This window comes from Phycisphaerae bacterium, assembly GCA_018003015.1.
Taxonomy (GTDB): Bacteria; Planctomycetota; Phycisphaerae; order UBA1845; family PWPN01; genus JAGNEZ01.
Map to the genome: position 1 here is coordinate 1 of JAGNEZ010000123.1, position 8,174 is coordinate 8,174.

Sequence of the window (8,174 nt, forward strand, 5' to 3'; positions counted from 1 at the left end):
TATAGCCCTGCGGTTCGCGAACCTCACCGCCGGTGAACTCCGGGAGCAACGGCCGCCGGGCACGATTCGCCCGGCCGGGCCGTGCAATTCGGCACCTTCGTGCTGGCTTTTATGCAACTGGGGGGTTGACTCTCCCGTCGCTGTTCACGTCGCCGGCCAGAACGGAAAAGCACCATTCGCTCGATCCCTCCGGCGGACGGCCGTCGTTGTCGACCAGGCCGGTTAGCCGGAGCCAAAGACATGACGCGTCCTCCACATTCATAACCTGAATCGTGAGCCCAGCCTCGTCCAGGCTGGCCAGGGCCCAGCCACCTGACACCGATACCTCATCGTCAAGTATGCCGTCGGCCGGCATCACCGGCTTCGAGAATGTGACCACCAACTCCAGCGGCGTTCCCAGCCGGCATTCGGTCACCGTGGCCAGGCAGTCCAGTGAAAGCGGGATGTCGAAGCGGCCAGCCACCTGATGCCATCTTTGAGACACTACGCCTCTGATGAACGGGGCGTCACACGCGTCGCCCACGCCGTCACCGTCGCCGTCGGCCTGGTCGGGGTTGCAGGTGCCGGGGCAGTTGTCGTCCCGATCGTCGATCCCGTCCCCGTCCGAATCGACAACGAGCTGGGCCATGGCCCCTGCCGTCCCGCGGGTGGCAAGCCAGCCGCGAATGCTCGTTGCGCCGAGGATCTGAAGCGCGGACATTCCGCCCCCGTAGTCGCCTTCCTCAAAGCCGTTGTTGCCTGGAAGGTCCTGCCCACCGGCGGAAGGAAGGATGAGAGACAACAGCACGACGCACGAGGAGAAGATCGCCCACTTGGACGTCATGCAGCCCTCCTCTCGTGGCCGATGCGAGAATGGTGAAACCGTCGAAGTCCATTGGAGCAAAGAGAGCAGGCAAAGTCAATAGTGTGCTGTTCGTGCCGTTCGAATCCGTCTGGGTTCGGCGGTGCCAGCCGTCGCTGAGGATCTGTTGACGCGATGGGTCAGCCTCAATGTTGGGGCGGTAGGCAAGGCACGAATCGCAGCGATACCCGCATCGAGCAAGCAGTTCGTTCATGGCACCTCCCGGTTCTCGCGAGCCATGCCATGTGGCCCGACGCCCCGAGCGTTGGCCGCGACGGCACGGGTGCGTGACCTTCTTCTTGTTCAAGCCTGCGCGGAGTACGCGCTGCAGGCACAACCACCCGGTCAGAGCATCGTCTTGCCCTGCCGTCCTGCATGGCGGCGAACTCGGCCAATCAACCGAAACAAACGTGTCCGGTTGTATCGTTGGGTGAGGATGCAAGGCAGGTTGGCGGCCAGCGCGTAGGCGATGATGATGACATCTCCCCACCACGGGTTCCAGAGGAAGAAGACCGGGGCGCCAGAAATGGCGAACCAGTGGCAAAGCTCCCCTCGACGCGTCTCGCGAAGGAACCGTTGCAGGTATTCTGGGTTGACGCCAACTAATGTCGCTTTGCCGAACCCGCCCGCAAACCAGCGCGCCCCATCGGGCAGTAGGCCTTTCCATCGCCGGACGGCAACGAAACGCTCGTAGAATCGACCGCCATTCTCCCATGCACTGGGCGGAACGGGGCGGAACCACCTCGCTGGCATTTGCGTAAACGCCCAGGCAAGGGCGAGTTGCAGCACCAGCCAACCACCCACATTCAGAACGACAACCCACCTTGCCGGCAACTCAATGGGCACGGATTGTCCGCCCTTTCCAGGTCACCTGTCTGCGCGAGCGCAGCATCGACAACGTGAATACCACGAAGTAGAAGGCCAAAGGCACCGGGTAGAACACCGCCGTGTACCAGCGGAAATCGCCGATCTGACGCAGCAGCAGGTAGAGTTGTGCCGCGTACAGCGAGTACATCGAGAGGCCGGTCCACCCCCGCGTCAATAGGTACGGACAGAGCCCCATGCCTACCATCCACAGGACGATGAGCAGCAGCAGCACTCTTGATGTCTGGGCAGCGCCTGAGGCGAAGCTCTTCGTCCAACCTTCGATCAACTGGCCAAGGCCATCGGGGTACATACGGAAGGCCGCCGCGCCTTTGCCGATAACGCAGCGCAGGCCTACGCCGTGTTCACGAAACCGTTCTGCCAGGTAGAAGTTCTCCAGGATGCGCCCCTTGACTGCTTCGTGTCCATGGACACGCTGGTAGTCGTCCCGGCCGACCAGGAGCACTTGGCCGAACAGGCCGTTCGGCTCGCCGCCCAACAGCCTGAATGCGCCTGTGCCGGCGGTCATCAGGAGATTGAAGAACGCTGAAAGCTGCTCGTAGGGCCTGCGAACGGCGTGATACGGACCCACTGACAACACGTTATCCACGCGGCTGTTCAGAATGTACAGAAGCCCATCTGTCTCAAACCACGTGTCAGCATCCAAGAACAGCAGAAGCTCGCCGGAGGCCACTCGCGCGCCCTGCCAACAGGCCCAGGTCTTGCCGCGCCAGCCGTCCGGCAACGGTTCCGAGGACACCACCCTCGCGCCAAGCTGGCATGCCACCTGAGCAGTGCGGTCCGTCGAGCCGTCGTCCACCACGACGATCTCACGCGGCTGCACCGATTGAGAAGCGAGCGAGCGGAGCAGAGTTGGTAGGTTGCGTTCTTCGTTTCGGGCGGGAATGATGACGGACAGCGCCTCGGCAATCACGGGATCGAGCGTCTTGCTCGGCGCCAGCGCAGCTGCTCGCCGGCCCAGCAGTCGACCGAGCACGATGAAACCCACAAGCCAAAGGCTCAATACGACCAAGCTCAAGGTCGTTGCCGATCCCATTCAACCACCTTGCGCGCAACGTTGAGACCGCACAGGACCACCATGGGCATGCCGCCACCAGGGTTCACCGAGCCGCCGACGAAGAACAGATTCGGATATCTCGTGCTTTGCTTCGGTGCTTTGAAGGCGAGATTCCTGAAGCGGTCGGCAACAACACCGTAGATTGCCCCTTTGTTGGAGTAGTACTGCTCGCGAATGTCAAGCGGCGTCCAGCAATGCTCGAAGACCACGTGTCGGCGCAGGCCCTGCAGCCCCATCCGCTCCAGTTTGTCAATGACCCGTTCCTTGAACCTCAGATAGGCCTCACGCGTGAGCGGATTCGCGTCATCAACATGGGGGATGTGCGGCAGAATCTTCAGGCAGTCGCAGCCGGGCGGCGCGACCGTCGGGTCGGTCCTCGACGCGGCAACGAGATAGATCGTGGGATCCGGCGGCAGTTGGCGTCTGCGGAAGACGGTGTGAAAATGCTCTCGCTGGTTGCCCGAAAAGAAGAAATTGTGGTGCGCAAGCTGGGGGTACTGGGTATCCAAGCCAAGCTCCAACACCAGGCCGGAGCAGGCCGGCTCGAATCGCGCCAGACTCCGCATGAACACCTTGCCTTCGCCGAGCAGCCGCTCGTAGGCCGGAATGACTTCCATGTTCGAGACCACGATGTCGGCAGGATGGAACTGGCCACCCGCAACAACGATGCCGGTGACACGGCCGCTCTCCTTGCGGATCTCGGTGACCTCACTTCTCAGGCAGACGGTGATGCCGAGGTCGTCCAACAGGGACTGGAGACCCAGGGCGATGTTGTACAGACCGCCGTCCACATACCAGAGATCGTACCGGAACTGGATCGTCGGCAGGCAATTCATGAAGGCGGGCGCGTGATATGCCGACGAGCCGACATACTTGATGAAGTAGTCGAATGTGTCCTGCATGTGCCGCGTCTTCAGGAATCTCCTCACCCCGCCGTGCATGGTGCGAAGAAGGTCGAACTGCGGGAACTTCCTGAGTCCGTAGAATCGCGAGAAGTCCCTCGCAGTGTCAAGACCTTGCTCGAAGTAGCCAGCATTGACGAGATCGTAGAGGTTGGAGGCGTACTTCAGGAACCGGTGCACGTTTTCGGGGTCTTCCCCGACTTTGCGGGCCTCCGCCGCCATGCGATCGGGCTCGGGATAGAGATCCACGGCCGTCCCGTCCTCGAAGAAGTTCCGCCAATGGGGGCGCAACGGGCGGATCGGGATGTAAGCACTCATCTTCTTGCCCGACCTCTCGAACAGACGGGCGAAGATGTGCGGTAACGTCAGGATGGACGGACCGAGGTCGAAACTGTATCCCCGCTCCTTGAGGACATTAAGCTTCCCACCGATCTTCGCGTTCTTCTCGTGGATCGTGACGGCGTAACCTTCCTGTGCGAGGGCAATGGCCGCCGACAAGCCGCCCAGGCCCGCACCGATGACGCGGACATTCTTGCTCATGCATCCGCTCCTCTGCCGCCTGCAAAAGGGCTAAAGACGACCGGATCGCCCGTTTCCGAATCACCACTTGACGAGCCCACAGGTCATCGCCGACACTTTACCAGATTGGCAATGGATTTCACCTCACTCATCACCCGGCAACGTGCTTACTTCCAGACGGGGGCGACCCGTTCGCTGGGCTTTCGCCTCGGTCAGCTACAGAATCTTTACAGTGCAATCGAATCCGGCGAAGAGGCCCTGATCAGCGCGTTACACCGCGATTTGCGCAAGTCGCCGCACGAGGCCTACGCGACGGAAATCGGCCTCGTGTTGGGTGAGATCCGTCATGCCCTGCACAACCTGCTGTCCTGGGCCAAGCCGCAGCGCCGCCGAAGCTCGCTGCTCACCTGGCCGGCGCGCGGCTTGATTTGCCCCGAACCGTACGGCGTGGCTCTGATCATCGGACCGTGGAACTACCCCTTCCAGTTGCTGCTGGCCCCGTTGGTCGGCGCGATTGCCGCCGGGAACTGTGTCGTTCTGAAGCCCTCCGAATTCGCACCCCAGACCGCAGCCGCGATGGCACGACTCATCGGGACCGTGTTTCCCGACAAATACATCGCCATTGTCCAAGGTCAGCGCGATGTCGCCGAGGCGCTGCTCCGAGAAAAGTGGGACACGGTGTTCTTCACCGGCAGCACCAGCGTGGGTCGCGCGGTGATGGCCGCCGCTGCACGGCATCTCACCCCCGTGACCCTTGAGCTGGGCGGCAAGTGTCCGTGCCTTGTCTGCGCAGATGCGCCGCTTGAGACGGTCGCTCGTCGCATCGTCTGGGGCAAGTTCATGAATGCCGGTCAGACCTGCGTTGCGCCGGACCATGTTCTCGTGGATCGACACGTCAGCGATAAACTCGTCGATTCGATGAAACGGGTGCTGCGCGAGTTCTACGGCGACGACCCGCGAAACAACCCGAACTACAGCCGCATCGTGAACCGCAGGCACTTCGACCGACTCATCGGCTATCTCGGTAGTGGTCGAGTCCTCTGCGGCGGGGAACACGATGGCGGCGACTTGTACATCGCACCCACGGTTCTGACCGATGTGGCGATGGACGCCCCAGTCATGCAGGAGGAGATCTTCGGTCCGATCCTGCCGATACTGGAGTTCACCGCCCTGGACGAGGTACTGACATCTCTTCGCGACCGATCGACGCCGCTGGCCCTCTACCTGTTCACCAGGAACCGCGCGATACAGGATCGCGTGCTCGCGGGAACGCGGTCGGGTGGCGTCTGCATCAACGACACGGTGTCGCACATCGTCGGCCACAACCTGCCTTTCGGCGGTCTGGGCGAAAGCGGTATGGGAGCCTACCACGGCAGGGCGAGTTTCGAGTGTTTCTCGCACCGACGCTCTGTGCTGCGCCGTTCACTCGCCTTTGATCCGAAGCTGCGTTATCCGCCCCCACGATTCACGTTGGCCACCCTCAAGCGAATCTACCGCTTCTTCATGTGACGCGGAGCTTGCGGGTTGAGCGTTTTTCGCCTATAGAAAACGTCATGTCGGAACACGTCTTGATCATTGGGGCTGGACCAGGCGGGCTGGCCGCGGCCATGCTGCTCGCTCATGCCGGTCTTAAGGTGACGATAGTCGAACGCGAGCCTCGCGTCGGCGGCCGGACGTCGGCCATCGAGGGCGACGGGTATCGCTTTGACCTCGGGCCGACATTCTTTCTTTACCCACAGATTCTGGAAGAAATATTCGCGGCGGTCGGGCACGATCTGCACCGCGAGGTGCCAATGTGCAAACTCGACCCCCAATACCGGCTGATCTTCGGCGAAGGCGGTGAATTGACCTGCAGGCCCGACGTCGAGGCAATGGTAACCGAGATTGCCAAGATCTCTCCGGAGGACGCGCCGCGATTTCGCCAATTCATGGTAGATAACCGAGTGAAGCTGGAGAAATTCGCCCCGTGCCTTCAATCCCCGTTCCTCGGCTGGACGAGCCTGCTGCAGACACGTCTCCTCGCCGTGCTACCCTACTTGAAGCCCTGGAAGTCGCTCCACGCTGAACTGGCCGGCTACTTCCACGACCCGCGACTGCAACTGGCGTTCACATTTCAGTCAAAATACCTGGGCATGTCGCCATTCCAGTGCCCAAGCCTGTTCTCGATCCTCTCTTTCCTCGAGTACGAGCACGGCATCTGGCATCCAATTGGCGGCTGCAACGCGCTGACCAGCGCCATGGCGAGGATCGCGGCCCAGTTGGGTGCAACCATACGGCTCAACGAAGCTGTCGAGCAGATTCTGTTCGAAGGGCGCCGCGCCGTCGGCGTACGCACCGCAAAGGGAGAGATTCGAGGCGACGCTGTTGTTGTCAATGCCGATTTCGGCCACGCAATGACGACACTGGTGCCCAACCGACTTCGCCACAAGTGGACCGACGCGACCATTGCCCGAAAGCGATACTCCTGCTCCACTTTCATGCTCTACCTCGGCATCGAAGGCCGGTATGACCAGTTGGCCCACCATAACATCTACATCGCACCAAATTATCGGCAGAATCTCGACGAGATCGAACGGCTTCACGTGCTTTCGGATGCCCCGTCGTTCTACGTGGCCAACACCTGCTTCACCGACGACACGATGGCCCCGCCGGAGCATAGCGCGCTCTACGTGCTCGTCCCGGTAACGCATCAGCATTCCAACGTCGACTGGACGAAGGAGCGAGATCGGTATCGGCAGGTCGCGCTGCGCCAGCTCGCCAAGCTCGGCCTGAACGACGTCGAGCGGCGGATTCGGTTCGAGCGCATCATCACACCCGTCGACTGGGAGCATCAGCCTGGTATCTACCGCGGGGCGACCTTCAACCTGGCCCATAATCTCGGACAGATGTTGCACCTGCGACCCCGAAACCGCTTCGAGGATTTCGACCGCCTGTACCTCGTAGGCGGCGGTACGCACCCCGGCAGCGGCTTGCCCGTCATCTTCGAGTCGGCCCGCATCAGCTCGAAGCTGTTGCTGGACGACCTGGGGCGGCAAGCGTAATCAGCGTCGAGCGGCTTCAATTCCCGAGGTACGCCGTCGATCCGGTGTCGAACGGTGGCGCGGTCTCCCCATGTGTCAATGTGGATATCCGTTGCACCCTGGTCTAATGCGCCAGCGAGGATTCCCCTCAACGGTTGGGGAAGGGCTGGATTGTCTGAGAAGGCCGGCCGCAGTGAATCATGCGAAGGAGTACTGGAGAGACGAGTCATGACGTTCTTCTCCTATACGATGTTCTGCTTGCGTTCAGCGGACATGCCCATGGCAGTCGGCGGATCACACTCGCTTGGAGATCATGCTTCTCGGGTTCCCCGGCTTCCGGATCAGCGTGATCCGTGGGCGCAGGTCTTGTTGTTCGCGTTCAGCAATCAGCTTTCAGCCAGAAGAAAATGGACTGACCCGCCAAGGCACCGCAACGCGGAAAAGAGGCGTCCGGGGGAGATGACGCGGTTGCGGGGGTGTATAATGACCGGACGGCGGGGATAGGACGGGTGAGAGCCAGATGCATCGCGGCGTCGATCATTCTCGCGGTCGGCTGCGCAAGCGGGAGGAGGACGGTTCGGCGGAAAACGGGCGTTCAAAACAAACGGACCTGTCCCGTTTACCCCCGTCTCCCCGTTTCGTTTTCTCCCGTTTTCTGCTTCAAAAAGTGTTCGCCGAGGAGCAGGACTCTGCAGCCCACCCTATTCCAATCACCTAGGCTGTAAAGACCCTCTCTTAGAAAAAAACAGAGAGCTACTTGCAGTGCCAAGCTGTAAACGTTAACATGTGCTTCTTCTGTTCAGCAGATGGGCAGGGGAGCTTGCCAGGGCCAGCGCGCATAGATAGGTAAGCTGGGAGGTCTGGCGCGATGGATAGGCATCGTGTATACCTTTCGCAAGTACGCCGTATGGAGCGGCGAGAGTCTCTTGCGAAAGGAGTCTGCCGATGGC

The 8,174-nt window shown here is 61.2% G+C and carries 5 protein-coding genes and 1 pseudogene; 2 read left to right on the forward strand and 4 right to left on the reverse strand.

Annotated features, from left to right (window positions below):
- Positions 1 to 505 precede the first annotated feature (505 nt).
- The 4 genes and pseudogenes from KA354_24730 to crtI (KA354_24745) form a co-directional block, all read right to left on the reverse strand.
- Positions 506 to 610, reverse strand: a pseudogene (locus KA354_24730) (thrombospondin type 3 repeat-containing protein).
- 576 nt (positions 611 to 1,186) lie between these two features.
- Positions 1,187 to 1,687, reverse strand: a complete 501-nt coding sequence (locus tag KA354_24735; GenBank protein ID MBP7937859.1) for a glycosyl-4,4'-diaponeurosporenoate acyltransferase — start codon at positions 1,685 to 1,687, stop codon at positions 1,187 to 1,189.
- Entirely contained in the window at positions 1,677 to 2,714 is a 1,038-nt protein-coding gene (locus KA354_24740) for a glycosyltransferase (GenBank protein ID MBP7937860.1), read from the reverse strand. Before KA354_24740 ends, KA354_24735 begins: the two co-directional genes overlap by 11 nt.
- A gap of 26 nt (positions 2,715 to 2,740) precedes the next feature.
- Entirely contained in the window at positions 2,741 to 4,225 is a 1,485-nt protein-coding gene (gene crtI / locus KA354_24745; protein ID MBP7937861.1) for a phytoene desaturase, read from the reverse strand.
- A gap of 111 nt (positions 4,226 to 4,336) precedes the next feature.
- Here crtI (KA354_24745) and KA354_24750 point away from each other — a divergent pair, with 111 nt between their 5' ends.
- Both KA354_24750 and crtI (KA354_24755) read left to right on the forward strand, forming a co-directional pair.
- Entirely contained in the window at positions 4,337 to 5,713 is a 1,377-nt protein-coding gene (locus tag KA354_24750) for an aldehyde dehydrogenase (GenBank protein MBP7937862.1), read from the forward strand.
- Positions 5,714 to 5,757: 44 nt separating this feature from the next.
- Complete coding sequence (gene crtI, locus KA354_24755; GenBank protein ID MBP7937863.1) at positions 5,758 to 7,245, forward strand: phytoene desaturase; 1,488 nt, start codon at positions 5,758 to 5,760, stop codon at positions 7,243 to 7,245.
- Positions 7,246 to 8,174: the final 929 nt, after the last annotated feature.